The organism is Flavobacterium sp. Flavsp81 (genome assembly GCF_059491325.1).
Map to the genome: position 1 here is coordinate 4,355,868 of NZ_CP168505.1, position 26,537 is coordinate 4,382,404.

Here is a 26,537-nt window from a genome sequence, read left to right on the forward strand (position 1 = left end):
AATTTAAATAGTTTTCAAAGGTAATTATTATAAATTTTCAATTTGCAAAATTGAGTTAAATATTTCAATCGTAAAGTATTACTTTTGTTAAAAAATTACAGCAATGGATGAGATTCTGAAATATTTTCCTGATTTGACTGACATTCAAATCGAACAATTTCAAAAATTAGACTTTTTATATCACGATTGGAATGAAAAAATTAATGTTATTTCAAGAAAGGACATTGACGCTTTATATACAAAACACATTCTGCATTCACTTGGAATTGCAAAAATCATGAAGTTCGAACCGGGAGCAACTGTTCTGGATGTTGGAACAGGTGGGGGATTTCCAGGGATTCCGTTGGCGATTCTTTTTCCGGAAACCCGTTTTTACCTGATTGATGTGATTGCAAAAAAAATAAAAGTAGTCCAAGGTGTTGTAGATGCCTTAGAATTAAAAAATGTAAAAGCAGAACAGAAACGTGCCGAATTGGTAAAAGGAGATTTCGATTTTATTGTGAGTCGTGCTGTGACTAATATGCCTGATTTTGTATCCTGGATTCATGATAAAATAAAAAAACAGCACAAACACACTTTAAGAAACGGAATTTTATATTTAAAAGGAGGCGATTTAACCGAAGAATTAAAAGACTTTCCAAAAGCAACCTTATATGATTTATCCACGATTTTTGAGGATGAGTTTTTCGAAACTAAAAAAGTAGTGCATTTGCCTTTGAAGTTTCAGGCTTAGAAAAAATTGTGATTGTTTAAAGTTTCAAGTTTTGAAAGTTATGAATTAGGAATGTTTTTTTTAGTAAATTTGATATTGCCACAGTAATTAGATGGTAAAAAAGAATTTGAAGTGATTTTTAATTTTTAAAATAAAGCATTATGTATACAACATATCATTTAGATTCAGCACAAGATATTAATGAAGATATTTTGGACGCAATTAAGGTGGCCTATAAATCAAGACCAATCATAATTACAATTGAAGAAGAGGAAGATTTTGAGCTAACAGAAGAAATGAAAACGATTTTGGATGAAAGATTAAAAGAAGACGGAAGTGATTATATTTCGTCTGAGGATTCGATTACACATCTAAAATCAAAATATGGACTATAAGATTATAGTTTCGTCTCTTGCTCAAAATGAAATAATTAAAGCTATTGATTTTTATGCGAAAGATAGTGATGAGGCTCCAAATAATTTTATCCTACAATTAGAAAAAGTCTATGGGACTTTGTCCAAAAATCCTTTTTTAGAATTTGTTATAAAGAAGTTAGAGTAATTACACTTAGAAAATTTCCTTATTCACTTTTTTATATAATTGATGAAAATAAAAATAACATTCGTGTTCTTTCTTGTTTTCATAACAAAAGAAATCCTGGAAAAAGACTTTAGATTGGTTTAAATTATAAACTAATCAAAAAGCTAATAAACAAAAACCGCAAATTTCATTTGAAATTTGCGGTTTTTTTATAAATTTAAAATCTGATTTCTAAAATCTAAAATTACTCCAAAAACGGATATCTATAATCCTCAGGAGTTACAAAAGTTTCTTTGATAGTTCTCGGAGAAGCCCAACGCAATAAATTCAAAGCAGAACCTGCTTTATCGTTAGTTCCGGATGCTCTCGCTCCGCCAAAAGGCTGCATTCCAACAACGGCTCCGGTTGGTTTATCGTTAATGTAGAAGTTACCGGCCGAATTTTGCAATTTCGTTGTCGCTACTTCAATAGCATAACGATCCTGACTGAAAACTGCACCGGTTAAAGCATACTCAGAAGTAGTGTCAACCAATTCTAAAGTTTCTTCCCATTTAGCATCTTCGTAAATATATATAGTAACAACCGGTCCGAATAATTCGGTTTCCATTGTAGTATATTTTGGGTTTGTCGTTACAATAACTGTCGGCTCAATAAAGTAACCCACAGATTTATCATAATTTCCTCCAACAATAATTTCAGCATCAGCATCTTTTTTAGCCTGATCGATATAACTGGCTAATTTATCAAAAGAACCTTCGTGGATAACTGCAGTAATAAAATTTCCGAAATCTTCAGGAGAACCCATTTTCATTGACTTTACATCAATGATTAATTGCTCTTTTACAGCTGGCCATAAACTTTGCGGAATATAAACTCTTGAAGCTGCAGAACATTTTTGCCCTTGAAATTCAAATGCACCACGTGTAATTCCTGTAACAACTTGTTTTACGTTAGCGCTTGGGTGTGCGATGATAAAATCTTTACCCCCGGTTTCCCCAACGATTCTTGGGTATGTTTTATAGTTATGAATGTTCGCTCCAATTTTAGCCCAGATATCTTTAAATACATGAGTTGAACCTGTAAAGTGAACACCTGCAAAATCACGACTTGCTAAAACAGTATCAGTAATCATTAAAGCATCTCCAAAAACAACGTTGATAACGCCATCAGGAACACCTGCTTCTTTGAAAATTTCGATAATGATTTTTGCAGAAAATACCTGGCTGTCACTTGGTTTCCAAACCACAACGTTACCCATCATGGCAGCACTTGCAGGAAGATTGGCAGCAATTGCAGTAAAGTTAAATGGAGTAATTGCGTAAACAAAACCTTCAAGAGGTCTGTATTCTAAACGGTTCCATGTTGTAGAATCAGATTTTGGCTGATCTCCGTAAATTTGAGTCATAAATTCTACGTTGTAACGTAAAAAGTCAATCAATTCGCAAGAAGCATCAATTTCTGCCTGATGAATATTTTTAGATTGCCCAATCATTGTAGCCGCATTGATGCGTGCTCTGTATGGGCCGGCGATAAGCTCAGCAGCTTTTAAGAAAATAGCGGCACGCTGTTCCCATGCCATATTTGCCCATGCTTTTCTTGATTCAAGTGCGTTGGCAATCGCTTTCTCAACATGTTGTTTTTCAGCTAAGTGATATGTTCCTACGATATGTTTGTGATCATGAGGAGCTGAGATTGTTCTTGTGTTTCCAGTTCTTATTTCTTCACTTCCAATATATAATGGAACATCGATTTTAGAATTCCACATTGTGGTATATGCTGCCTGAACGGCTGCTTTTTCTGGTGAATTTGGTGCGTATCCTTTAACTGGCTCGTTTACCGCTTTTGGTACATGAAAGAATCCTTTTAGCATGTTATTGAAATTAGATAATTAAACAATTTAGCAGTTAGAAGATTTGATTTATTGCGAATAATCTAACGGAGTACAAAAGTACGAAGGATAAATTAATAATTTGATAATTTTAAGAAGAAGATAACGATAGAAGAAAAAAATTAACGAAGTGTTAATTTATGGCAAAGGGAGCACACATTCTAAAAGTAGGAACGATTACTTTAAATATTTTGGTTGTGGTAAAGTTTATCATATTAAAATGACCCTTCATCGCTCCGTAAGGCGAAGATAATAAACAACCCGAACTGTAAGTATGATTTTCTCCTGGTTTTAATACAGGTTTTTTTCCTATAACACCTTCACCATCAACAATTTCTATATCGTTTAAGGAGTCAAAAATTTCCCAGTGACGAGAAGTTAATTGTACGGAATCTTTGCTGTGATTTTCAATTGTAACTACATAACTAAAGGCAAAATGAATTTTATAGTTTTTGAAGTAAGTACCTTCAAAACTAGTCAAAACAGATATTTTTATGCCCCTTGTTATCTGAGAAACCATAACTAAAGTAGTATATATGTGAGTGTTATAAATGCAAACTTACGAAAAAAAATGATTCTATTGAAATCCTTTTTTAGAATGTTTTTAATTGATAATATTTAAGGAGCTCGCATTTCCCTTACCGATAACCCTTTGGTAACGGTCATTACTTTCTTTGTAATAAACTAAAATTGTATATTCGTTTTCAGTTTGGTAAAAATTTCCATCAATAGCATTCTCATAATCAATAGTTCCTTTTTTGTCCGCTACTGTATATTGAAAATTAGTAAAACCCTGTTTAATCATTACTGCTTTTTCATAAATACCTTTTTCAGTATTATAATCCATTTTATATTCAGGCGATAAACTGTAATTATTGAACATTCCCGTGATATAAATGTCTTTGTCCAGTCTGAAAGCAGGAGCCGAAAGACTAAAATAAACCCACGCATAATCGGCTTCGATCGCATTGTTTGAGGCATTGATGTTTTTGACTACAAAATTTCCGTTTACATCTTGATTTACGGTGTAAATCTGATTTGCTCTTGCCGGACTGGTATATAAAAATGAATTGTAAATATCACTGTTCGCACCTATTTTTGCAACATTATTGCTGGCAACTCTTATATCTTTATTTTCAAAATATAAAAATTCATTCCCTCCCCAGAACTGTGTTTCGCTATCATATTTATAAACCAATTGATTCCCGAGTGTGTATTGTGGAGGTACGTTTTTGATAGTCGTATTAAAATTTCCATTCTGAATCAAAAGTATTTTTACATTTTGTAAAGGATTTTGAAAAACAATATCATTGGATGTGATTGCAAAATCAAGATTCTGTTTATAATCAATATTGCTGAGGTTTCTGCTTCTTTTTACCTGGGCTGCAACAGTAGAACGTCCTTCATATAAAATAAATTTTCTCGAAAAAACAACTTCCCGGTCTTCATTCAGGATTTTTAGCATATAATTACCGGAAATTCGCAATTGTGTCGTGAACTGGTTTGGAAAAGGGAGTCTGTAATGCGAATAAAGCTGGAGTGTATTGAAAGAATTCGAGTAATCTGTAATTCTTTGATTGTCGAAACCAAGAATGTAATCTGTTTTAGGAATACCTGTCGGTTTCCAGTTATAATCGCAATGTGTAATTTCAAAATAATAATTGGCTTCATTACCAAATAAATCATCAAATTGAAATTCAAATGAAGCGCCTAATTCAAATATAGGAACGACATTAGTGCCATTTTGAACAAACGAAACTGTTTTGATATTATAGGGTGGAGTAATTTCATTTTGTACTTCCTGGGCTGTTGCTGAAGTAAAAATGAAAACCAGAAGAAGTTTTTGAAATAAAATTTTTGGCATCTTATTAGGTTGTAAGATTGTAAATATAACAATTTATACAACGAAAAATAGGACAATTTATTGGTTTTAAAAACAATTTGTTAAGAACTCAAAATGTATTCTAAATTAACTTCTATTTCGTCGTTAATATAGCTTTCTTCTAATAGTGAATCAGATAACAGCTTTTTGTTTTCCTGCAGTTTGATTATTTTTTCTTCTACCGTATTTTTCGAAATAAATCTGATAACGTTGACTTTGTTTAACTGTCCAATTCGGTGTGCCCTTCCAACTCCTTGTTTTTCAGCAAAAGGATTCCACCACGGATCTAAAAACAAAACATAAGAAGCTTTGGTAATATTCAAACCAACACCGCCCGCTTTGAGTGAAATAAAAAATAACAAAGGATTTTCGTTTTCCTGAAACAGATTTACCTGCTGTTCTCTTTTTTTGGCAGGAGTTTCTCCTGTGATTTCACAATATTCTATTTTGTTTTCCTTGCACCAATTGGTATAAAAACTCAAATTAGTAACAAACGAACTAAAAATGATGGTTTTTTGTTTTCCTCTTACTAAACTTTCCAGATAATTAGTGACTGCAATATATTTTCCGGAATCAATTTCAGACTCATGATCTATCATTTTTGGATGATTACTCAACTGTCTTAACTTCATCAAAGTATTGATAATGCTGATTTTATCAGGGCTGGATCCATCTGTTTTTAATAAAAAATTACGAGCTTTTGATTTTTCTTTTTCATATAATTTTTCCTGTTCAGGATCCATATCACAATAATAAATCTGTTCCGTTAATTCGGGCAAATCTTTTAAAACCTGTTCTTTGGTTCTTCTTAAAATATAGGGCTGAATGAGGTTTTTTAATTCAGATAAAGTGTTTTCGTCTTGTTTCTTCTCAATAGGGATTTTAAAATGCTCTGCGAAAAAATTATAAGTACCCAAAATATCTGGATTTATAAACTGCATTTGCGACCATAAATCGTCCAAAGAATTTTCGATAGGCGTACCGCTTAGCGCTATTTTATGAGCAGTATTTATTTTATTAATAGCTTTGAAAATCTTAGAATTTTTGTTTTTAATGTATTGGCTTTCGTCCAAAATCAAATAGCGGAAATCATATTTTTCTAAAATTGAAATATCACGATGAACAATGCTGTAGCTGGTAAAAATTAAATCTGTTGATGCTAATCGGCTTGCTGATAATTTTCTGTCGTTACCAACATACTGCATTTTTGAGAAATGCGGAGTAAATTTTGCAGCTTCATTGTACCAGTTAAAAACTAATGATGAAGGTAAAACAATAAGGGTTTTTAAAGGTTCTCTTTCAATAGTCGTTTCATTTTGAAACAAATCAAAATTCGTGGTTTTAGTTGTAAATCCAAGTTGTTCCTGTACGGCAACCAGAACGGCTAAGGTTTGTAATGTCTTCCCGAGTCCCATATCATCAGCCAGGCAAGCGCCTAAACCGGAATTGAAATGCCCCAGAAGCCATTTCACTCCGTCAATTTGATAAGGTCTTAAAGTTGCTTTCAGTAAATCAGAAGATTTATATTCAGTTTGTTCAATTACCTCTTTTTCTATTTCGGGAATCACATCCAAAGCAGTAAAATTGCTTTTGCGTAAAAGAAGGTTTCCGTTTTCTGTATTGGCCAGTTTAGCCAGTGAACTATACTTGCTGAACCATTCCAACGGAATCAGAAAATAGTTTCCGTCAGGAAGCATAAAGAGTCTTTCCCTGCTTTTTATGTTTGGGATTATATCGCTGAAATTGATTGTATATTTTCCAATAGTAATGATAATTTTAATGTCAAACCAATCGCCGGTTGTTTCTTTTGAGGCCGAAACAGTATGGTTTTCTGGAATGATTTCTTTGCTTTCAAGTTTCAGATTTTGGATTGTAAAACCTAAACTTTCAAGCTTTTCCTTATTGTCAATGATTAATTGAATATTGATATAAGGATCATTTGCTTCTAAATCTGTATCCAGCCCAAACAGTTCGTTTTTGATTTTTACCAAACCAATTTCAAGTAATTTTTTTGTATATAAAATTTCGACGGCACTTCTTTTAAACTGAATTATTTTGGGTTCATTAGCAATACCGAAATCAACAAAAGAATGTGTTTTTTTAGTTTTACCGGCGTCAAATAAATAACCGTTATAATCGAAATACAGATTGAGGTAATAACAATTTTTAAAGAAATCATAAACAGGCTGAATCGTAGTCGAAATTATTTGATCACGCACTTCCATTTCAAAACCAGTGGCTTCAATATCAATTTTTTTGGCTATTTCGGGAATAAAACTTTTAAAATAATTATCAACCAATTTTGAAGGTATTTCAATTGATTTTTTCTTTAGAAAAGGGGTCAGTTTTTTAGAATTAAGCTCTTTTAACCGCCCTAATTTCTTATCAATAATTAACCAGCCCGGCTCATCCAAAAGAATATCGATACTACTATTCATAGGTGAAAAAGTAGTTTTATTTTCTTTTAAAGAAAGGGTGTAAGTAATGCCTTCTGAATGTTTAGCAAATTTAATTTGAGGTTCAAAATCACGAGAATCGATATTGACTCTGGATCGATAAAAGTCTTTTTCAGGTCCCAAATCCAAAGATAAAGGAAATTGTTCCTTCACAATTAAATCGTAAAAGGAACTTAAATTGAATTTTAAATGCTGACGAATTGCAAAATCAATTTTGGGATCTTTTTGCAGATCGGCAATCGTTTTAGCCGATTTGATTTTGGTACTGAATTTTTTGAATATAAATTCAGGTTTTAAAGATTCACAAGCTGTCAGTATTTTTTTGGTATTGGAATCTAAATTTTCAAAAACAATTCCGAAGCTTTCAAGTACATCCTTGCTTGCTTTTTTGTCCAGGTATTTGATTTCATCTGTATTCTCAACAATATAAGCTGTTGGAATATAAGCATTCAGATTTTTTTCAAAACTGATATCAAAACAAAATTGAAATGATTTTGAAGGCTCCAAGATGATAGGTTTGATTTGGTTGTAATTTGGTAAATTCATTTAATTCAAAAAATAGAAAACTATAAAATAGAACGCAGATAAAACGGATTGCTAAAGCAAAACGCTGATAAAAACGGATTTTTTTTATTTTTTCAGTATTCGAACTTTTTTAAATGAGCTAATATCACTTATATGGTGGAAAAATTAGTTTTCCGGTTTAAAGCAAAGTGGAATAATTTCGCCTTTTGCCAAACAATATTTTTCTACCAGTTCAGGAGTAAGTTTATTGGTGTAATCTTCTTCGATTACAATAAAGCCAATACTTCTTAATTTATCAAAATAATCACGGCCATAAATACGAACGTGATCGTATTGACCGAATATTTTAGCACGTTCTTTTTGATCTGTAATAGTATCATCAGCAAAAGTTACAGCTCTTGACAAATCTTGTGGAATTTGAAGAATTGCCATTCCTCCCGGTTTTAAAACTCTGAACAATTCCTGCATCGCTTTTGTATCATCCGGAATATGTTCTAAAACGTGATTACATAATATCACATCATATTCGTTGTCTTTAAAAGGCAAATTACAGATATCCGCTTTTACATCTGCCAAAGGCGAAAACAAATCGGTTGTTGTATAATCAAGGTTTTTTTGCTTGCGGAATAGTTTATAAAAAGCTTGTTCCGGAGCAAAATGCAATACTTTTTTCGGTGCTGTAAAAAAATCAGTCTGATCGTTTAAATACAGCCAAAGCAAACGGTGTCTCTCTAATGAAAGTGTACTTGGCGAAAGCACATTATTGCGTTGTTTTCCGTATCCATAAGGCAAAAACGATCTGAAACTTTTCCCATCAATAGGATCAGTAAATTTGTCTCCTTTTAATGATAAAGCCAAAATTGGGCGAGCCACATAACTCAAACGAATTAATAATGGACGTGGGATTGTATTAAGTACTAGTTTAAATAGTTTTTTCATGGGGCGTTTCACAGAGTTTCACAAAGTTAGCACAGAGCTTCACAAAGTGTTTATAAGTCTTTTGATATTGTTTTTTAAAATTTTTGAATCAAAATTAATAAGTAATCCTAATGGATAATTTCCAAGCTTTAGATATGTTAGTATCTGTGCAAAATGTACATCAGTAAAAGCTTCAACAGTTTTTAATTCAATCACAATTGTGTTTTCAATCAGTAAATCAATTCTATATCCATGATCAAGTTTTATGTCTTTATAAATTATCGGTAATGCTTTTTGTTTTTCAACAGCTAAACCAGAGTTTACAATTTCATAGAATAAACATTCCTGATATGCCGATTCTAATAAACCCGGACCTAATTGTTTGTGAACTTCAATTGCTAAACCAATAATTTTATATGTAATTACATCTAATTTATCACGAGATTCAGTGTTCTCTTCATACATTTAAAAAGGCTTATAAATTAAATAATTTTGTGAATCTTGGCGTATATCTTTGTGGATCTCTGTGAAATAATTATAATACTAAAGGCACTTTTCTAAATTCATCTTCTTCGTTGCTTTCGATTCCTAATGCTTTATAGATGTAATAGAAAGTCGATAAAATTTCCGGTTTTCCATCAATTAGGGCAACATCATGCTCAAAATGTGCGCTTGGTTTTCCGTCAGCAGTTAAGATTGTCCAGCCGTCTTTTAGCTGTTTGATGTTTTTTGTTCCCATGTTGATCATAGGCTCAATGGCAACAACCATTCCTTCAACAAAAAGTTTTCCTCTGCCTTTTTTACCATAATTTGGCATTTCAGGAGCTTCGTGCATTTTTTGGCCTAAGCCATGACCAACTAATTCACGAACAACTCCGTATCCATGAGATTCCGTATATTTCTGAATCGCGTTTCCAACATCTTCTACGCGATTTCCTGCTTTAAATTCTCTGATTCCTACGTAAAGAGATTCTTTGGTCACCTGTAAAAGCTTTTTGGTTTCCGGGGCAACTTCTCCAATTTCAAAACTATAAGCATGATCGCCGTGATATCCATTTTTAAATGCACCGCAATCTACCGAAATAACATCTCCGTTTTTCAAAGGCGTATTGTTAGGAATTCCGTGTACAACCTGAGCATTCGGACTCATACAAAGTGAGTTCGGGAAATCATACAATCCAAGAAAACTTGGCACTGCACCATGATCACGAATGAATTCCTCGGCTAATTTGTCAAGATATAATGTGGTAACTCCTTCTTTAATTTCAGAAGCAATCATTCCTAATGTTTTAGATACGATTAAAGCACTTTCGCGCATTAATTCAATTTCCTCTCTACTTTTTTGGATAATCATATTTTCGAATTTTCAGTTCGCAAAAGTACAATTTTAATATAAATTTTTCGCCACGAATTTCATGAATTAGTATGAATTCAATATTAACCTGAAAATTGAATTTCACGAATTTCATTTTGTTTTAAAATTTGCGTAAAAAATAATCAGTGAAGATTTGTAAAATTTGTGGCACACCTTTTTAATTTCAAAGCCTTTTCAGTTTATTATTTGACAGAAAACCGTAAATTAGTAGAAAACGTTATAATCATGGAAAGTTCTACAGATCAGGATATAGTTAAATTAAAAGCTTTGCGAAAAATGAAGGCCAGTGCTTTGGCACTTTTAGGTGTCGCAGTGCTTCTGTTTATAATTGCTGTTTATTTTAAAATTCCGATGCTGCAGGCTTTTAGTGAAGCTGCAATGGTTGGTGGAATTGCCGATTGGTTTGCGGTTGTTGCTTTGTTTCGTCATCCTCTTGGAATTCCGATCTGGCATACTGCTATTATTCCAACCAAGAAAAATGAAATTGGGGAGAATCTGGGCAATTTTGTTTCCGAAGAATTTCTGAACCGTGAAAAACTTGAAATTAAGTTAGACGAATTCAACTTTGCTACAAAAGCTTCTGATTGGCTTTCTCAGGAAAAAAACGCAAATAATATCGCCAATTCGATTGCACTAAATATTATTCCCGGTGTAATGAAAACGATAAAAGATGAAGATGTAAAACGTTTCATTCAGGTTCAGTTCAAGGAAAAATTAGAAGCTATTAATTTTGGAGATTGGGTAGCTTTGGCTTTGGAGCCTTTGCAGAAAGGAAATGTAAAAGATGAATTGCTTACTAATATTCTGGAAGTTCTGAGTTCGGAATTGAGTAACAATAAAGATTTGATTCGGAAAAAAGTAAAACAATCTACGCCTTTTTTGAGCTTTGGCCTGGCCGATAAAAGTATTTCAGAAGGTATTTTTAACGGATTGCAAGAGTTTCTTGATGAAGCAAAAAATCCTGAAAGTGAAATCCGATTTAAAATTGATGAATATATCCATGATTTTCTGGACAAGGTAAAAAATTCCGAAGAGATGAGAATCAAGATTAACGATATGATTCTTGGTTTTACGGGCAAAAAAGAAGTGCAGGATTATATTAATGGAATTTGGGATGAAATAAAATTGTCAATAACCAATGATTTAGAAAAGGGAGATGCGTCTTCGATTAAAAATAATATTGCCGATTTGATTCAGGTTTTTGGAAACGGAATTCAGGAAGATCCGGTGATGATCGATAAAATCAATAATTTTATTAAGAATGATTTGCTTTCTGTTCTTTTGAATAATAAAAAGGTAATCGGGGATTTAATCTCTTCAACCGTAAAGAGCTGGGATGGTAAAGAAGTTTCTGAAAAATTAGAATTAGAAATCGGTAAAGATCTTCAGTACATAAGAATCAACGGAACCTTGGTAGGAGGACTTATTGGAATTATAATTTATGCAGTTGAATGGGCATATCATTATTTTATAATGTGATAAAATTATTTTCAAAACAAGAATGTCAGCCTGAGCGGAGTCGAAACCCTTCTGTTTCACAAGCCTTCGACTCCGCTCAGGCTGACACGTTATTTGATCTATAAAAAACAAAAAAGAGGCAAATCCTGAAACTTGCCTCTTTTTTTATTAAATAAAATGTCTGTTACAATAATGAATGACAAGTCATTGCAGCTGGCTGTTCAATTCCCATTAACTCTAAAATAGTAGGAGCGATGTCGCCTAAAACACCATTTTGGATGTTTTTCAAATCTTTGTCAACTAAAATAATCGGCACCGGATTTGTTGTGTGCGCCGTATTTGGGCTTCCGTCAGGATTGATCATGGTTTCACAATTTCCGTGATCGGCAATAACGATTGTTGTATAATCATTTGCCAAAGCAGCTTCGATAACTTCTTTTACACAGGCATCGACAGCTTCGCAGGCTAAAATTGCAGCACTCATGATTCCGGTATGACCAACCATATCACCGTTAGCAAAATTTAAACATACAAAATCAACTTCTCTTTTGTTTAATTCAGGTATAAGAGCATCTTTTAATTCGAAAGCACTCATTTCAGGCTGTAAATCATAAGTAGCTACTTTTGGAGAATTTCTTAAAATTCTTGATTCACCAATAAAAGGAGTTTCTCTTCCTCCCGAAAAGAAAAATGTTACGTGTGGATATTTTTCTGTTTCCGCAATACGGATTTGTTTCTTGCCAGCTTTCTCTAAAACTTCACCAAGAGTTTCGGTAATATTGTCTTTGTTGTAAACGACTTTTACATTTTGATACGTTTCATCGTAGTTGGTAAGCGTAACATAATATAAATTAAGTTTATGCATGTTTTGTTCGTGAAAGTCTTGTTGCGAAAGAGCTTCTGTAAGTTCACGGCCACGGTCTGTTCTGAAGTTAAAGAAAATTACAACATCACCTTCAACAATAGTTGCTAATGGTTTTTCCTCTTCATCAACCATTACGATTGGTTCAATAAATTCATCTGTAATATGATTTGCATAACTGTCAAGGATGCTTGCAACTGCATTTTTTGAATGAGTTCCGATTGCATTTACAACTAAATCATAAGCCAGTTTTACACGCTCCCAGCGTTTGTCACGGTCCATTGAATAATAACGGCCAATGATAGATGCAATTTTTACCGGAGTATCCTTAATATATTCTTCTAAATCATGAATGTATTTTGCACCCGATTTTGGATCCACATCACGACCGTCTGTAAAAGCATGAATAAAAACATCTTTTAATCCATATTCTTGTGATGCATCAATTAATCCACGTAAGTGTGAAGTATGAGAGTGGACACCTCCATCAGAAACTAATCCTAAAAAGTGTACTTTTTTGTTGTTTTCTTTAGCATAAGTAAAAGCATCAACTAATACTTGCTCTTTGGCAAGTGTCTGGTGTGCTACAGCCAGGTTTATTTTGGCTAAATCCTGGTAAACAATTCTTCCTGCACCAAGATTCATATGACCAACTTCGCTGTTTCCCATTTGACCTTCGGGCAAACCAACGTTTAATCCGTCAGTTCTAAGTTGCGCGCTTGGGTAATTTTGGTAAAGACTGTTTATAAAAGGAACATTTGCATTGTCTATTGCAGATACTTTAGGGTCGGGAGATTTTCCCCAACCATCTAAAATCATAAGGATTACTTTCTTATTCATCGGTTTTTTGTTTTTGCAAAGATAAACCATTTATAAAATGTGCAAGAAAGTACCAATACAATTATGCTTTATAAACCGAACCACATTAAAAAATAATAATTTAATTACAGAAGGCTTAGTTTTTTAAAATAAATGCACACTAGAGCTTATTCCTAATCTTATTTTTGATGTCGTTATAGTCAATAAAATACTTTACGCTTATTGAGAAAACGTGTTTTAAAGCATCATTATTTATAAGGTTTTTAACGTTGTTCCCAAAATTTTTGTCGATAATGCGTTCGAAATTAGAGGCATTGTTTCTGTATAAAACAGAAATTTGACTTCCGGGTGCAAACCACCATGAATATGATAAATCAGCATTCCACGAATAAAAACTGGAGTTTTTGTTTTCGGTATATTGCGGGTAAGGAGTCAGAGTTCCGTCAGGTTCAAGTTGTAAAATGTTTTTATTTTCAGCATAAGACCAATATTGGCGTACTGCTAAATTAAGTGTCATTGTACTGTTGACCGCATATTTTCCGTTTAAGGTATTTGAGTAGGTAATTACATTTCGATTTGCAAAAACTATTGTTTCCGGATTTACAGTATCAATATAGCCTTTGTTATTGTTTCTTCTGAAAAAGCTAAAAGTGTAAGTCACTAAAAGTCTGTCATTAAAACGATATCTTGGCCCAACATCTACGCCGTAAGACATTCTCCCCGGCTGATCTAAAATAGAAATTGATGGATTCAGGTCTAAAGCAAATTTGTTATTATAATTAGTTGAAAGAGTTGCCCAGCTTTCTATTTTTCTTGGAATTATTACATATCTGTTTTCGGCTCTGGGTTCGTAATAATCATTTGATTCTAAAGGGATAAGAGTAATTCCGATTTCGAAATAATGATTTTTTTTGTTGGTTGCGTTCAATTCAATACCAATAGTATTGTCCTGCACTTTACCTGATTCTTTATTAAACTCGGTATACATATTATAATCTATTCTAAAACTATTAAAATGCTTAGTTGGATTGAGTATCCTGTAATTGGCATTGCCATAAAAATTATAATAATTGGTGTAGAAATTAATTCCCAAATCGTTTGGATCAAAATCTTTAGTGACAAAATCCGTGCCTACGCTGTAACGGTAATTTCCACTTGTTTCTGCTAATCCAAGGGTTGAGTAAATACCATTTTTATCTTCAGTGTCGTTGATTGTACTGTATTTAAAATTTCCGGATAAATTATAAGTATTCGCTCTGGTATTTAAGTCCCAGACTAAACCGGTTACATTCGCATCCCTAAAATGTCCGTTGCGGGTAACATTGGTATTAATTAAAGATACAGATGAGTTTTTGCGAAAGCGCTGGTCTAAAACAAAGACATTGTAATTTGCCAATGGTTCTAATACCTCATTTCTTTTTTGTCCTGTTATTGTATTTTGTATAATGGCGGAAGTTTTTTCTGTGACAGCGTTTAATATCCCAATGCCAAGACCATTTTTTGTTCTGCCTGAAATTTTCAAAGCATTGATAAGATTTACGGTTTGAGGACTTTCTGCTATTTCTTCATTTTCGTTTAAAGTTGGTTCTAAAGACGGTACTCCTCCAATTCTTCTTGAATAAAATATTTTCCCTTTACTAAACAAATCCGTTCCTTCAGTAAAGAAAGCCCTGTTTTCATTAAATTGTTGTTCAAACGGACCTAAATTCAGTATTTGATCATCGTATTTTGTTTGTCCGAAATCCGGAATTAAAATTGCATCAAGTGTAAAAGCATCATTTATTCCGTATTTAATATCCATGCCGCCTTTAATTGTTCCATATGTTTTTTGGTCCGCTCCGGCATTTAGATAAAAAGAAGAATACGGCATGAAAAACAATCGGGTAGGAGGTTTGATGTTTTCAATTCCTTCCAGATTTCCATTCTGCTGTGAAATAGTTCCTAGCTTAGTATTAATTAAATTCCAGCTATATTTTTTTCGCTCCCGTTTAATTTCTCTAAAAAAATTGATTCCCCACGTTTGTTTGTTTTCATTTGAAAAACGTAGCGCAGCATATGGAATTTTAACTTCAACCACCCAGCCATTCTCGGTAATTGTAGCTTTACTGCTCCAGATTGCATCCCAGGAATAATCCTCTCCGATGGCATCGGTCATGATACAGTCACTCTGAACATCTGCTGCTGATACAAAAAACTCGAAATTTTGCTGACCGTCATTAAACCCATTTATAAAAACTCCAAAAACATCTGCTGTTCCAAAATTATCCCGTTTAGAAATCTCTTTTAAAATTTTATCAGGCTCATTATCATATAGTATGGCGCCTATGTATATGGCATCATTGTCATATAAAACTTTGATTTCTGTTTTTTGATTGTCCGGAATTGGTTTTCCGTTATCGGGTGTAAACATAACAAAGTCGGAAGCTGTTACAGCATTTTTCCATGCTTCTTCATTTAGTTTTCCATCAATAGAAATATTTTCAGTAGTAAATTGTGTTTGGAGAGTTTTTTTTTGAGAGTAACCTTGAATATTTATTATTAAGATACTTAGTAAAAGTATTTTTTTCATATTGTTTTTAAATCAGTTTATTGAAGCTTGGGGCGCAGTGTTTTGAGAATGAATTTATTATGTTTTTTTAAAATTAAAATGGCTGTTATTTTGTTACTTAAGTTTAATCTGACCAAAAATAATTATTTAATTAGTTTACTTTAACTTTTTAGGCCTTAAATTGTTAAAGTTTGAACAAATATCACCAAATTTAGTGATATAAATTTTTGTAATTCCAAATAAATTATACATTTGCAAAACCCTCAAATTAAGTATAACCTAAACGAATTCAATGATTTATAAGATTTATCCCCTAATTTTATTTTTGTTTTTGTCATTCGGCACAGATTCTAAAAATAGTACTGAAACGAAACCTACATCAGTAAAAAACATTGCAAAAGTTGAAAAATTAGCTATTGATTCTAAAATTGAAAGTATCTATAATAGCTTAAATACACATAATTTTGCTTTGCCCGGACTTAAAACTTTTTCAGAAGCCTTAAAAGGGTTTTATTTATTGAAAGAGAAAGGACTTATTCAGAAAGATATTTTGACTTTAATCGATTTTAGTTTGTCATCAAACGTCAAACGCCTTTGGGTAATTGATTTAAATACAAATACAATTCTGTTTCAATCTCTTGTCGCCCATGGCAGAAATACCGGAGAAGAATTTGCATCTACATTTTCAAACATAAACTCATCTTATAAAAGTAGTTTAGGGTTTTATGCTACCGGAGAAATTTATCAGGGAAAACACGGTGTTTCATTACGCTTGGACGGTTTAGAAAAAGGTGTTAATGATCATGCCCGCGAAAGAGCTGTCGTAATTCATGGCGCTGATTATGTTTCTGAATCTTTTATCAGAAACAACAAACGATTAGGCAGAAGCCAGGGTTGTCCTGCTATACCGGTTGAATTGACAAATGAGATTATCCAGACTATAAAAGATAAGTCGTGTTTGTATATTTATCATCCATCAAGAAGCAGTTTCTCTACAGAAGAGCTAATTTCTTAACTTGGAATACAAATCGTCATCTAAATCATAGATATCATTTCTAAAAATTAATTTATTATTCTCGCTCCAGGCAGTCCAGTACCACTGATATAATTTATACTTTTTGGTGATTTTGATGTGGGTTGTTTTTTTACGGGCAATAATAGTATCGATTTTGTCTTTCGACCAATTTTTAGGATCATCTAAAATATGTCTGGCTAGTTCCAGAGGATTTTCTACGCGAACACATCCGGAACTCAAAGAACGATTATTTCTTTCAAAATAGTTACGATGATTAGTGTCGTGCAAATACACGCTATAATTATTAGGAAACATAATTTTTATTAATCCTAATGAATTATTGTAACTGGGACTTTGTATATACCTATAACTGCGGGGTTTGTTTTCATTCCAATTTACAGGATCAACTTCATGTCCTGCAGTATCATAAATAGTAATGTTTTTACGTTTCAAATAATTTCTATTACGTTTCATTGCCGGTACCACATCTTCTTTTAAAATCGTTGGTGGAACTGTCCAGGTTGGATTAAAAACTATAGTTTTAAGTGTTGAGGTTAAAACCGGGGTTTTTCTTTTACTGGTTCCTACTACGACTTTTCTAACAACAGTTGTGTCCTGTTTTTCTATGACTTTTAGAGTGAAATCAGGAATGTTTACGATGAAATAATTTTCTGAAAACTCGTTTGGATACCATCGCCAACGCTCTAAATTGACAATTATTTGCTGCTTTCTTCTGGTTTTTGAATAGTTCAGGGCTTTGAATGTTCCAAATCCAATAATACCATCGGGAACTAATCCGTGACGGGCTTGAAACTTCTTAACAGACTCGAATGTTTTTTTATCGTAGATGTTTGTCAGGCGGTCTTTTCCGGACATGTCCTTCCAGTACAAAAGTCTTTTTTTGATATTAATTAAAGCAGTATTGGTATCGTTAGGCGTTAGTTTTTTTTCTGCGGTTTCAATGATTTTGATATTATCATCCGGAAACTCATCGATAAGTTTTAACGCTTTCAATAACTGTTTGTAAGTTTGGGATTTCGGTTGGACGTTTTGAACCAGACTATCCAGGGTGTTGCGATTAAAGCTTTTTACCAAAGCGGTGTTGATATCAAAAGATTTATCTTCAAGCGCCCAGTCTCCATACAGATATTTAGGATTTAATTTTCCTTCGTATAAGTGCGTTATATATTTTTCAAAATTATGGGTTAGCATAAGGTCATACTTTGCAAGTTCAGTATTGCTCAGGTCATTTATCCTGCCATCGTATTGCTTCAGAATTTTTATTTTATAGTCGTTTGGATTCAGTCCCAGTTCATCTGATTTTTCCAGTTGGGATAAAATATAATTCCTTTTTTTGAGATTTCCCCAGACTGTTTTATTTTCAGATGCAGTATAAAATTGTTTTAATGTTTCACTTTTAAAAGAGCTGATTAAGGCAGTATCAATTTCTACTGTACGTTCATCAGTAATTATGATAGCTGGTATTTTTGATGGAAGCTTGGTTTTAGGAACTTCTTTTTTGCAACTTATTAGAACACATATTATTAGAAAAAAGTAAAGTTTATTCATTTTATAATTTTTTATACATTAAATAATGTTCTCCAATTTCAGGTATATCAAATGGATTTCCATTGATTTCATATCCCAGTTTTTTATAGAATCCAACTGCTGTAGCTCTGGCATTAAACCAAATTAAATCAAACTGTTTTGAAGCACAATAATCCTCACAATGTTTTACTAATGCTTCTCCAAAACCTTTTTTCTGATGGATTTCTAAAATACCCATGCCTCTGATTTGAGCTTGTAAATTTTGTGCAAATATAGGATTGGTTTTTATAAATAATGAAATAATTCCTGTTAAATTTGAATTTTCAAATAAACCGAAATGATGTGTAGTCTTTAAATTGTCATCTTCCAAAGCACAAGCCTCAAGAGGTTTTCCTTGCCGAAGTACAGATTGTCGTATAATAAAGGTCTCCTGAGCAGTTATTTCTCTAATTAATACCATGTTTGAATAAAAAAACAAAGCTATAACATTTTAATTTTAAATAGATTACTGGAAATAGTGATTTTTAATTTATTTTTTTTCAGGAAAAGCTTGTTTTGAACTTAACTTATTTTTTATATTTGCACCAGTAATGCGAAAGTAGCTCAGTTGGTAGAGCTCCAGCCTTCCAAGCTGGTTGTCGCGAGTTCGAGCCTCGTCTTTCGCTCTAAAATCGAAACTGAAGAGTTAGATTTTTTTAAATTGAATAATTATTGTTTTTTATTTTTTTAAACCATTTAATTATTTATATTTGCACCCTGTTAATGCGAAAGTAGCTCAGTTGGTAGAGCTCCAGCCTTCCAAGCTGGTTGTCGCGAGTTCGAGCCTCGTCTTTCGCTCTTCAAAATCCTCAAGCAATTTGTTTGGGGATTTTTTGTTTTTAAACCATATAAGTGATATAAGAAAGATAAGTTTTTTTTTCGTAAACTTTTAAATGAACTTAGATTACTTATATGATAACAAATCTTTTTATTTTAAATTACTCAAATCACTTTCGGGTTCTAATTCTTTTGGAGCCTGGTTCTGTTGAAATAAACGGGCTGACAGATTTCCTTTTAAAGTAATTTTATCTGCCTTTACCTCAAGCCAGCTGCCTTCTCTTAATCCTAAAACCGGAGTGTTATTAAAAGCATGAAACTCTTTGATTCTCATTTCGCGTGTTTCTCCCATATGAGTAGATTGCTCTTCAGGATCTAAATAATGCGGATTCAGGTTAAACGGAATCAAACCTAAAGTTTGAAAACTGGGCGGATAAATAATAGGCATATCGTTTGTGGTTTGCATCGAAAGACCGCAAATGTTACTTCCTGCACTGGTACCTAAATATGGAGTTCCATTTTTTACCGTTTCAGAAAGAACTTGCATAATGTTGTTTCTGTACAATTGAGTAACCAACAAAAAAGTATTCCCTCCGCCGGTAAATATTCCTTCGGCGTTTTTTACAGCTGTTTCGGGATTTTCAAATTCATGAATTCCTTTTACTGAAATGTTTATGTTTTGAAAGGCTTCAGATACTTTTTGAGTGTATTCATAATGCGAAATGCCGCCTGGCCTGGCGTATGGGATAAATAAAACACTTTTACAGTCTTTAAAATGTGATTGCAGTGCAGGTAATAAATAATCTAAATAACTGCCCCCGTGGAGAGTAGAAGTACTTGCAATTATAATTTTTTTCATAAAGCTAAATTCATTTTTGTTAGATTAAAGATATTAAATAGGTTCACTTTATACTAAAAAAAACAACACTTTAATTAACATATTTTTACCATGTCATTAATACTAAATTTTGAAGAGATTAAGATATTTTTACAACTTTAAGAAAATCTAATTCTTCAGTATTTTGACAAATAAAATTGTAATTGTTTTGTTGTTGGGATTGTCTCAAATTGTTTTGGGGCAGAATACTTTCAATGGAAAAATAATTGCAAATACCGGTGATGTCGAAGGAGTGTATGTGGTAAATACACGTACTGAAGTTATGGCAATCGCCAATGTTTCAGGAGATTTTTCTATTGAAGCTAAAGTGGGAGACACACTTGTTTTTTCATCGATACAATTTAAGGAAACGAGAATTGTCATTACAGAAGAAAATTTTTCGGATCTGAACTTTACTGTAAAATTAAATCCTGTAATTCATCAGCTTCAGGAAGTAATTATAAAAAGATATGATAATATTAACGCAGTTGCTTTAGGGGTAATTCCGGGTGGGCAGAAAAGCTATACACAGGCTGAAAGAAGACTTCAGACAGCTACGGGACTAAATGCAACCGCCAGTGCCGGATCAATGGCCGGAGGGTCTGTTTCTGTAGATCCTTTGCTGAATTTTTTATCCGGCAGAACAGCGATGTTGAAAAAAGAACTTGCTGTGGAGAAAAAAGAGACTTTTATGAGGATTTTGGAAAATATGTTTACAATAGACCATTTTGTAAACAGGTTAAAAATTCCTCTTGAATATGTAAAAGGATTTGAATATTATGCGGTTGAGAACGATAAGTTTACAGCAATTTTAAACTCTAAGAATAAAACTTCGACAGAATTCCTGTTAGGTGAATTAGCCGTTAAATACAAAGAAATACTTGCCATTGAAAATAAATAATGTCTTCTCCGTTTTACTTTTGTTCTTTTTTCAAATTTCTTTTGGACAAAATACTGGTGCCAAAGAAATTTCAGGACAAATATCCGAGCAGTCAACTTCTGTAGAAAACGTTAATATTATCAATAATACAACGCAGGTTACAACTGTTTCTGATGCAGAGGGAATGTTTTTGATTAAAGTAAAAGAGGGAGATGTTTTGGTTTTTTCGGCGATTAATTTAGAACCTCTTCGGTATCGGATTACAGCAGAAGATTTAATTTCCAATTTACTTCGGATAAAAATGAAAGTTAAAGAAATTCAGCTTAAGGAAGTAATTGTTAACGAAAATGCCAATATTACAGCAGAAAATCTTGGAGTTATTCCACAAGGACAAAAAAAATATACTCCTGCTGAAAGGAAAGTCTATACAGCAACATCAACTTCTGTAGATAAGCTGTTAAACGGAATTTCAGGAAGAACAGCCATGCTGAAAAAAGAAGCGAAAATTGAAAAAAAGGAAATGCTTTTTAGAAAAATGGAATATCTTTTTGATGAAGCTTATTATACTGAACGACTTAAAATTCCGTTGGAATACATTAAAGGATTTCAGTTTTACTGCGTAGATAATTCTGAATTTGCTGTATCTTTGGATACAAAGAACAAAACGATGAGTATGTTTTTAATAACAGGTTTAGCGCAGGAATATCTAACAATTATAGAGCATGAGAGATAAATTAGGAATATTTGTAATCTGTTTATTTTGTCAATTTACAATAGGACAAACTAATTCAAGAAAATCATTGCATGGACAAGTTGTTAATAAATCTCTTGCAATTGAAAGCGGTTATGTGATGAACATTAATGCGAATGTCAGAACTTTTATTGGACCAAACGGATTGTTTGATATCATGGCAAGGCCAAAAGATACTTTGTTGTTTACAGGCTTGGTATTTCAATCTAAAAAAGTTGTATTAACAGAAAAAGACTGCGCGGAAGCACTTTTTTCAGTTCCTTTGGATTTAGTTAATATCGAATTAAAAGAAGTTTTGGTTCATAAGGAGCTAAAAGTAAAATCATTGCAGGGCGGATCGCAAGGAATAGTCGATACGCAGTTTGAAGACGATAAACAATCTGTTGCAAAAAATACTGTAATGTATTCTGACCAGACCATTAAATACGGAATGGATTTTGTTAGAATTTTCAAGGATGTTAAAAAGCTTTTACGGAAAGATGAAGAAATAAAAGAGGAAGTTATTAGTGACATTGCTTTTGTTGAATATTCAAAAGATAATTTTACAACTGATTTTTTTACTAAAACATTAGGGTTAAAAACAGACGAAATAGACTTGTTTTTAATGTATTGCTCCAATGATTCTGAATCTAAAAAGTATTTAGAACCAGATGAGAAATTTCAGTTAATGGACTTTATGATCAATAAGAATAAGGAATTCAAAAAAACTACAGTGATTCAAAAATGAAAAATAAAGTAGTTTATTGTTTGATAGGAATACTATTTTTTTCGCTGTCTGCTTTTGCTTTTCATAAATTTTATATGGGTGTTTTTCAGGTTAATTATGCTGCCGAAAAAAAAATGATTCAAATTACTTCCCGTATTTTTATTGATGATTTAAATAACGGAATAGAGAAGAAATACCATAAAAAATCCTTCATCGGTACTGAAAAGGAAACACAGGAAGATATTGATTTATTGAAAAAGTATCTTTCTGAAAACTTCACAATAAAAGTAAACGGTCAGTCAAAAACTATTACTTTTTTATCTAAAGAAATCGAATCAAATGATGTTTTAGTCTGTTATTCGAGAATTACAGCTATCGAAAAATTTAAGGCACTTGAGATTACCAATACAGTTTTGACAGATTGGAATGCTGAACAGCAAAACATTACACATATTTCAGCATTTGGTATAAAAAAGAGTATTCTATTTACAGAATCTTCAAGGAAAGAAGTGTTAAAGTATTAATGACAGGTAATATTATTGTTTATTATTACTATTTTCACAGCTTCAAAAAATTCCAAAAATATTTATGAAAAAACTTTCATTGCTATTGCTTTTTCCGGCGATGCTGATGGCTCAGGAAAAAAATGCCGTTGTTACTCCAAAACAACAAGGTAAATATGATACGAACAAGTTTAGCCAGATGTATGATTTGATGGCAACACCTAATATGTTTCGTACAGCATCAGGTGCTCCGGGTCCTGCCTATTACCAACAACAGGCAGATTATAAAATTGATATTGAGCTGGACGATAAAAACTCAAAATTAAGCGGTTCTGAAACAATCACTTATTCTAACAATTCACCTGACAGTTTAGAGTACTTATGGATTCAGTTGGATCAGAATCAGGCTAAGGCAAATACGCAAACATCTTTGGCGGAAGGAGAAAAAATTAATCAGGTTTTACCATTGGATGGTTTTTCAGGTAAATATTTGAAAAAAGATTTAGAACGTGGTTTTAATATTGAATATGTAAAAGACGCTAAAGGAAATCCAATGTCATATACCATCAATGAAACTATGATGCGTATCAATTTAGATAAGCCTTTAAAACCCGGGGAAAAAATTTCATTGGCTATAAAATGGTGGTACAACATCAATAATTATAGAAAGGAAGGCGGACGTTCAGGTTATGAGTTGTTTGAAAAAGACGGAAATAAATTATATGTAATTGCGCAATTCTATCCAAGAATGGCAGTTTATAACGATGTTGAAGGATGGCAAAATATGCAATTCTGGGGGAGTGGAGAGTTTGCTTTACCTTTCGGGAATTTTGACGTAAATATTACTGTTCCTGCAGATCACGTAATTGATGCAACAGGAGAATTGACAAACAGAAGCGAAGTTTTTACTCCAGAACAGGTAAAACGTTACGAACAGGCTCAAAAATCATTTGATAAACCGGTAGTAATTGTTACGCAAGCCGAAGCTGAAGCTGCTGAAAAAGGTTTCTCTGAAAAGAAAAAAACATGGAAATTCAGTGCTAAAAACGTACGTGATTTCGGAATCGCTTCGTCAAGAAAATTTATTTATGATGCAATGGCCGTGAAAGTAGGAGGTAAAATTGTTATGGCAGAATCGGTTTATCCAAAAGAAGCAAATCCGCTTTGGGGAGAAACGTCAACGATGACTGTGGCTCATACCTTAAAAAGCTATTCTTCACACACATTTGATTATCCGTATCCAAAAGCAGTTTCAGTTTCAGCAGAAGATCAGGGAATGGAATATCCGATGATTTGCTGGAATTTTGGACGCCCTGACGAAAACGGAGTGACAAGCAAAGAAGTTAAAAACGGAATGATTGGTGTTGTAGTTCATGAAGTTGGGCACAATTTTTTTCCAATGATTGTGAATTCAGATGAACGTCAATGGACCTGGATGGATGAAGGTTTAAATTCATTTTTGGAGTATTTGGCAGAGCAGGAATTAGATCCAAATTTTCCTTCAAGACGCGGGCCTGCAAAAAATATTGTTCCTTATATGAGCGGAGACCAAAAGTTTCTGGAGCCGATTATGTCTAATTCTGAGACAATTCTGCAATTTGGAAATAATGCTTACGGAAAACCGGCTACAGGACTTAATATTTTGAGAGAAGTAGTAATGGGAAGAGAATTGTTTGATTATGCTTTTAAAACATATGCGAACAGATGGAAGTTCAAACATCCGACTCCTGAAGATTTCTTCAGGACTATGGAAGATGCTTCTGCTGTCGATTTAGACTGGTTTATCAGAGGATGGTTTTATTCAACTGATTTTGTAGATATCGGAATCAAAGAAGTAAAACAATATTATGTTTCTGAAACTCCAACAGCTGATCTTAAAGATGTAAAAGTGAGAAAAGGACGTTTTGGATTTGATAAAGGACCATTCGTTTATTTAGTGGCCGGAGATAATGCTGAAGTAAATGCTTTCAATAAAAAAGCACTAAAAATAGAAGATGTAAAACCATTGGCTGATTATGTAAGCCAAACTTTTACTGCAGAAGAAAAAGCAAGTTTAAAATCGCCTAAATATTTCTACGAAGTTGAGTTTAACAAGCCAGGTGGAATGATTATGCCAATCCTTGTTGAGATTACTTACGAAGATGGTTCGAAACAAAACTTCCAGTATCCGGCTCAAATCTGGAGAAAAAATAATGAAACCGCTAAAAAAGTTTATGCAACTGAAAAAGCAATCAAAAGTATTCAGATAGATCCAAAATTAATGACTGCGGATATTGATGTAACCAATAACTCCTGGCCAAAAGCAGAAGAAAAATCAAAATTTGATTAATATAAAAAAAAAGACTCTGAAACAGAGTCTTTTTTTTTAAGTAAATTTTAAAACTCTCAGCTACAAAATTTAATATCTTTGTGGCACAAAAAAATAAAAAGATATGTTCGGTATAGGTGGAGGAGAATTAGTTTTCATACTGTTTATAGTACTAATGCTTTTTGGTTCAGATAAAGTACCGGAGATTGCACGTACTATGGGGAAGGCTATGGCACAATTAAAAAACGCTACTAACGATATTAAAAGTGAAATCCAAAAAGGAGCAGAAGCCAATGGTTTTGATACTAAATCCTTAACCGATATTACCGGAAATATCAATGCCGAAATCAATAATGCAAAAACAAATATATTGGGCGATACAAATAATTTGCTGGGCGATACAACCCATGAGATTGAAAAAGTAAAAGAAGATATTGATTCAATTTCAGGACCTGTAAAACGTCAAAGATAATGCTCGAAAAAATTAAAGAATTAGATATCAGTCTTCTTGTATATCTTAATAGTTTTGGTTCTGAAACATATGATAACTTTTGGCTGATTATTACCCAACAGCTGTATTGGACACCGTTTTTTTTATTCCTTTTTTATATTATTTACAAAAAAATCGGAATTAAGCAAACCTTATATTTGATCCTTTTTATAGCAGTTTTAGTTGCATTTACAGATCAGGCTACCAATCTCTGTAAAAACACTTTTGAGCGCTTACGTCCGTGCAACAATCCTGATATCAAATCGTTTATCCGAATCGTTCAGGTAAGAAAATCGTATAGCTTTTTCTCAGGCCACGCTGCCAATACAATGGCGGTATCAATCTTTTTATATTTAGTTCTAAGACGTCATTTTAAATATTTAGGATTTCTGTTCTTATGGCCGTTAATCTTCGCTTATAGCCGAATCTACTTAGGATTGCACTATCCGGGAGACATTCTTACAGGTTATTTCGTCGGAGCAGTTTTTGGTTCACTGCTTTATTTAGTGTACCGAAAATTAAAGCCAAAATATTTTCCGGGATAATAATTTTGCAAGCAGAATTGAAATAAGGAGCTAATCCAGCTGTTCACTGTATCTTTTGTTTTTTAAAGAAAAAAACAAAAGGATGCCGTTTCCATCTGGGCTATGGCACCAATTT

24 protein-coding genes and 2 tRNA genes are annotated in these 26,537 nt (G+C 32.9%); 14 read left to right on the forward strand and 12 right to left on the reverse strand.

What is annotated here, in order from left to right; translation table 11 throughout:
* Positions 1 to 103: 103 nt before the first annotated feature.
* The 3 genes from rsmG (at position 104) to ACEN92_RS18355 (ending at position 1,273) form a co-directional block, all read left to right on the forward strand.
* Positions 104 to 733: a 16S rRNA (guanine(527)-N(7))-methyltransferase RsmG gene (rsmG, locus tag ACEN92_RS18345; RefSeq protein ID WP_495639777.1), complete on the forward strand. Its 630-nt coding sequence runs from the start codon at positions 104 to 106 to the stop codon at positions 731 to 733.
* 140 nt (positions 734 to 873) lie between these two features.
* Positions 874 to 1,107, forward strand: coding sequence for a hypothetical protein (locus tag ACEN92_RS18350; RefSeq protein WP_495639778.1), 234 nt, complete (start codon positions 874 to 876; stop codon positions 1,105 to 1,107).
* The gene (locus ACEN92_RS18355; RefSeq protein ID WP_495639779.1) at positions 1,097 to 1,273 is read left to right on the forward strand and encodes a type II toxin-antitoxin system RelE/ParE family toxin; all 177 of its coding nucleotides are present in this window, start codon (positions 1,097 to 1,099) and stop codon (positions 1,271 to 1,273) included. The genes ACEN92_RS18350 and ACEN92_RS18355 overlap by 11 nt, the downstream gene beginning before the upstream one ends.
* 223 nt (positions 1,274 to 1,496) lie before the next feature.
* Here the strand turns inward: ACEN92_RS18355 and pruA are convergent, their stop codons facing one another.
* The 7 genes from pruA to map form a co-directional block, all read right to left on the reverse strand.
* Positions 1,497 to 3,122 carry an L-glutamate gamma-semialdehyde dehydrogenase gene (gene pruA, locus ACEN92_RS18360; RefSeq protein ID WP_495639780.1) on the reverse strand — a complete coding sequence of 542 codons (1,626 nt, stop codon included), beginning with the start codon at positions 3,120 to 3,122 and terminating at the stop codon, positions 1,497 to 1,499.
* Between the two features lie 151 nt (positions 3,123 to 3,273).
* Complete coding sequence (apaG, locus tag ACEN92_RS18365; protein ID WP_007803244.1) at positions 3,274 to 3,660, reverse strand: Co2+/Mg2+ efflux facilitator ApaG/CorD; 387 nt, start codon at positions 3,658 to 3,660, stop codon at positions 3,274 to 3,276.
* A gap of 84 nt (positions 3,661 to 3,744) precedes the next feature.
* Entirely contained in the window at positions 3,745 to 5,004 is a 1,260-nt protein-coding gene (locus ACEN92_RS18370) for a type IX secretion system plug protein (RefSeq protein WP_495639781.1), read from the reverse strand.
* An 80-nt stretch (positions 5,005 to 5,084) separates the two neighbouring features.
* Positions 5,085 to 8,024: a DEAD/DEAH box helicase gene (locus tag ACEN92_RS18375; protein WP_495639782.1), complete on the reverse strand. Its 2,940-nt coding sequence runs from the start codon at positions 8,022 to 8,024 to the stop codon at positions 5,085 to 5,087.
* Between the two features lie 144 nt (positions 8,025 to 8,168).
* The gene (locus ACEN92_RS18380; protein WP_495639783.1) at positions 8,169 to 8,942 is read right to left on the reverse strand and encodes a methyltransferase domain-containing protein; all 774 of its coding nucleotides are present in this window, start codon (positions 8,940 to 8,942) and stop codon (positions 8,169 to 8,171) included.
* Between the two features lie 39 nt (positions 8,943 to 8,981).
* A complete protein-coding gene (locus ACEN92_RS18385) occupies positions 8,982 to 9,386 on the reverse strand; it encodes a GxxExxY protein (RefSeq protein WP_495639784.1) in 405 nt (134 codons plus the stop codon).
* Between the two features lie 70 nt (positions 9,387 to 9,456).
* A complete protein-coding gene (map, locus tag ACEN92_RS18390) occupies positions 9,457 to 10,275 on the reverse strand; it encodes a type I methionyl aminopeptidase (protein ID WP_495639785.1) in 819 nt (272 codons plus the stop codon).
* Positions 10,276 to 10,521: 246 nt separating this feature from the next.
* Between map and ACEN92_RS18395 the strand changes: the two genes are divergently transcribed.
* Positions 10,522 to 11,775, forward strand: coding sequence for a DUF445 domain-containing protein (locus tag ACEN92_RS18395; RefSeq protein WP_495639786.1), 1,254 nt, complete (start codon positions 10,522 to 10,524; stop codon positions 11,773 to 11,775).
* Between the two features lie 163 nt (positions 11,776 to 11,938).
* On the opposite strand, the gene gpmI is transcribed toward ACEN92_RS18395, so the two are convergent.
* Together gpmI and ACEN92_RS18405 are read right to left on the reverse strand one after the other, a co-directional pair.
* Positions 11,939 to 13,456, reverse strand: a complete 1,518-nt coding sequence (gene gpmI, locus ACEN92_RS18400; protein ID WP_495639787.1) for a 2,3-bisphosphoglycerate-independent phosphoglycerate mutase — start codon at positions 13,454 to 13,456, stop codon at positions 11,939 to 11,941.
* Between the two features lie 139 nt (positions 13,457 to 13,595).
* Positions 13,596 to 16,004, reverse strand: a complete 2,409-nt coding sequence (locus tag ACEN92_RS18405; RefSeq protein ID WP_495639788.1) for a DUF5916 domain-containing protein — start codon at positions 16,002 to 16,004, stop codon at positions 13,596 to 13,598.
* A gap of 271 nt (positions 16,005 to 16,275) precedes the next feature.
* Here ACEN92_RS18405 and ACEN92_RS18410 point away from each other — a divergent pair, with 271 nt between their 5' ends.
* On the forward strand, positions 16,276 to 16,998 hold the full coding sequence (locus ACEN92_RS18410; RefSeq protein WP_495639789.1) for a murein L,D-transpeptidase catalytic domain family protein: 723 nt from the start codon (positions 16,276 to 16,278) through the stop codon (positions 16,996 to 16,998).
* Here ACEN92_RS18410 and ACEN92_RS18415 read toward each other — a convergent pair.
* The gene (locus ACEN92_RS18415; protein WP_495639790.1) at positions 16,987 to 18,567 is read right to left on the reverse strand and encodes a L,D-transpeptidase family protein; all 1,581 of its coding nucleotides are present in this window, start codon (positions 18,565 to 18,567) and stop codon (positions 16,987 to 16,989) included. The two genes, ACEN92_RS18410 and ACEN92_RS18415, sit on opposite strands and share 12 nt — an antisense overlap.
* Position 18,568: 1 nt before the next feature.
* Positions 18,569 to 19,006: a GNAT family N-acetyltransferase gene (locus ACEN92_RS18420; RefSeq protein WP_495639791.1), complete on the reverse strand. Its 438-nt coding sequence runs from the start codon at positions 19,004 to 19,006 to the stop codon at positions 18,569 to 18,571.
* A gap of 132 nt (positions 19,007 to 19,138) precedes the next feature.
* Between ACEN92_RS18420 and ACEN92_RS18425 the strand changes: the two genes are divergently transcribed.
* Positions 19,139 to 19,211: transfer RNA gene (locus tag ACEN92_RS18425), tRNA-Gly, on the forward strand.
* Between the two features lie 99 nt (positions 19,212 to 19,310).
* Positions 19,311 to 19,383, forward strand: a tRNA-Gly gene (locus tag ACEN92_RS18430).
* Positions 19,384 to 19,513: 130 nt separating this feature from the next.
* Here ACEN92_RS18430 and pepE read toward each other — a convergent pair.
* Positions 19,514 to 20,221: a dipeptidase PepE gene (gene pepE / locus ACEN92_RS18435; RefSeq protein WP_495639792.1), complete on the reverse strand. Its 708-nt coding sequence runs from the start codon at positions 20,219 to 20,221 to the stop codon at positions 19,514 to 19,516.
* 163 nt (positions 20,222 to 20,384) lie between these two features.
* Here pepE and ACEN92_RS18440 point away from each other — a divergent pair, with 163 nt between their 5' ends.
* From ACEN92_RS18440 to ACEN92_RS18470, 7 genes are all read left to right on the forward strand, one after another.
* Positions 20,385 to 21,140: a hypothetical protein gene (locus tag ACEN92_RS18440; RefSeq protein ID WP_495639793.1), complete on the forward strand. Its 756-nt coding sequence runs from the start codon at positions 20,385 to 20,387 to the stop codon at positions 21,138 to 21,140.
* On the forward strand, positions 21,127 to 21,852 hold the full coding sequence (locus tag ACEN92_RS18445) for a carboxypeptidase-like regulatory domain-containing protein (protein WP_495639794.1): 726 nt from the start codon (positions 21,127 to 21,129) through the stop codon (positions 21,850 to 21,852). Before ACEN92_RS18440 ends, ACEN92_RS18445 begins: the two co-directional genes overlap by 14 nt.
* Positions 21,842 to 22,597: a BamP family beta-barrel-assembly machinery protein gene (gene bamP, locus ACEN92_RS18450; protein ID WP_495639795.1), complete on the forward strand. Its 756-nt coding sequence runs from the start codon at positions 21,842 to 21,844 to the stop codon at positions 22,595 to 22,597. The genes ACEN92_RS18445 and bamP overlap by 11 nt, the downstream gene beginning before the upstream one ends.
* On the forward strand, positions 22,594 to 23,100 hold the full coding sequence (locus ACEN92_RS18455; RefSeq protein ID WP_495639796.1) for a DUF6702 family protein: 507 nt from the start codon (positions 22,594 to 22,596) through the stop codon (positions 23,098 to 23,100). Before bamP ends, ACEN92_RS18455 begins: the two co-directional genes overlap by 4 nt.
* 64 nt (positions 23,101 to 23,164) lie before the next feature.
* Entirely contained in the window at positions 23,165 to 25,408 is a 2,244-nt protein-coding gene (locus ACEN92_RS18460) for a M1 family metallopeptidase (RefSeq protein ID WP_495639797.1), read from the forward strand.
* 103 nt (positions 25,409 to 25,511) lie between these two features.
* Complete coding sequence (locus tag ACEN92_RS18465) at positions 25,512 to 25,859, forward strand: Sec-independent protein translocase subunit TatA/TatB (protein WP_495639798.1); 348 nt, start codon at positions 25,512 to 25,514, stop codon at positions 25,857 to 25,859.
* Positions 25,859 to 26,422, forward strand: a complete 564-nt coding sequence (locus ACEN92_RS18470; protein WP_495639799.1) for a phosphatase PAP2 family protein — start codon at positions 25,859 to 25,861, stop codon at positions 26,420 to 26,422. Before ACEN92_RS18465 ends, ACEN92_RS18470 begins: the two co-directional genes overlap by 1 nt.
* Positions 26,423 to 26,537 lie beyond the last annotated feature (115 nt).